The 1,760-nt window shown below is 71.1% G+C and carries 1 protein-coding gene and 1 pseudogene; one reads left to right on the forward strand and one right to left on the reverse strand.

Features of this window, described 5'->3' with window-relative positions; genetic code table 11:
* Positions 1 to 197: 197 nt before the first annotated feature.
* Positions 198 to 461, forward strand: a complete 264-nt coding sequence (locus AC2VOP_RS04100) for a hypothetical protein (RefSeq protein WP_486959788.1) — start codon at positions 198 to 200, stop codon at positions 459 to 461.
* A 378-nt stretch (positions 462 to 839) separates the two neighbouring features.
* On the opposite strand, the pseudogene AC2VOP_RS04105 reads toward AC2VOP_RS04100, so the two are convergent.
* A pseudogene (locus tag AC2VOP_RS04105) lies at positions 840 to 1,760 on the reverse strand (hypothetical protein); the annotation flags it as partial.

Consider the following 1,760-nt stretch of genomic DNA (forward strand, 5'->3'; position numbering starts at 1 on the left):
GGTCACGTACGGAACGTTCGTACGAGCGGTCACTGCGATTGAGCGCGATCCAGCGATCTGTTGCCGAGGTGCTGAAGATCAGGTTCGACACGGGTCAACCCTATCGCATGCGGGACATGGCACCATTGTTGCAACTGTACCATTGGTGTTATAGGATCGGTGGTGCACTTTGCAACTATTGCACCCAAGGATCTGTGATGACTCAGACGTTCATCGAACTCGACAGTCGCCGGCGTGCCAGCCTCGCGAAGATCGCCCGCCATGACCGCTACCTGGTCGACGTCGCGCCGGACGGCACACTCACGTTGACCCCCGCAGTGGTGAGGTCGGTGATCGAAGACACGCTGCGCCAGACTCCGGGTTACATCGAGCAGCTGGAATACGACGCGGCACACCCAGAGACCGCGACCGAGTTCGACGACTGGAAGAACCCAGCCCTCGGCGGCGGCTCGTCCGACTGACGCGCCGCCGCCGAGGGCCCCAGCGCGTGGATGTATCGGGTCCAGGCGCGCATTCTCCCCGGCCGCAGCCAAGGCTGGAAATCGTCATCTCCGAATTGATCCGGATGTCGCCCTGCAGGCGGGTTGCTATGAACCGTTGGACTCAACTCACCCTGACACGCAGGGAGAACGTTCTCAGAGCGATCTTGCAGCCATGCTCGGTGAGCACACGGCAGACGCGCACGATAATCGGCGATGACCGCACAGATCAGCAATGTCGCGGGTCGCCGGCCCGCACGAAGCAACGTGTTGCCGCCCTCAATGTGTTCGTGCGTTCACGCTCGCACAACTCGCGGACCGTACCGGTGGGCACCCCGTCGCGGACGCTGCATACCGCCGCTACGGTTGCGCCCCGGCACCGCCCGTTCCGCCGAAGCCCGGCGTGTTGCCGTCGTGGGTGCCGCCGGGCTGCCCGGTAGCGCCCGTGACGCTGGCGGAGTTGCCGCCGGTGCCACCGTTGCCGCCGTCACCGCCGTCGGATCCGCCGCCCTGGCCGACGGCGCCGTTGCCGCCGGTGCCGCCATCACCGCCCGCGGCGTTGCCGTCGATGTTGTTGCCGCCGTCGCCGCCGGCGCCGCCGTTGCCGCTGTTGCCGGTCACGGTGTCGCCGTAGTAGCCGGCACCGCCGACACCGCCCTGGCCGCCGGTGCCGCCGGCACCGCTGGTGCTGTCACCGCCGGCACCGCCGGCCCCGCCGTTACCACCCACCGGGGCTTTGCCGGCGTACCCCTGGACGTTGACGGTGTTCAGATCGCCACCCTCGCCGCCCTGCCCGCCGGACCCGCCGGTACCGCTGCCGCTGGTCCCGCCGGCACCTCCGGCACCTCCGTCACCGCCGCCGGTGGTGCCGACACCACCGTCGCCCCCGGTGCCACCCGCGCCGCCGGCACCACCGTTGGCTGCGGCGCCACCGGCACCTCCGGCACCGCCGACTCCGCCGTAGCCGGCGTTGCCGGTGGTGAAGCTGCCGCCCACGCCGCCGGCACCGCCGTGGCCGCCGCCGGCGTTGGTGCTCGCCCCGCCTACGCCGCCGGCACCGCCGGCACCGCTGTAGCCCACCGGCTGCGCACCGGGGTAGGCCATGTAGCCGGTCGCATACCCACCGGCCCCGCCATTACCGCCGGCGCCGCCGGCGTTGTCGACGCCGCTGCCGCCGTCGCCGCCGATGCCGCCGCGTCCACCGGCATAGGTGCCGGCTCCGCCGTCGCCGCCGTCGCCGCCGCTGCCGGTGGGCCCGGCGGTGCTGGCACCGCCGTCGCC

The organism is Mycobacterium sp. TH-M106 (genome assembly GCF_057473765.1).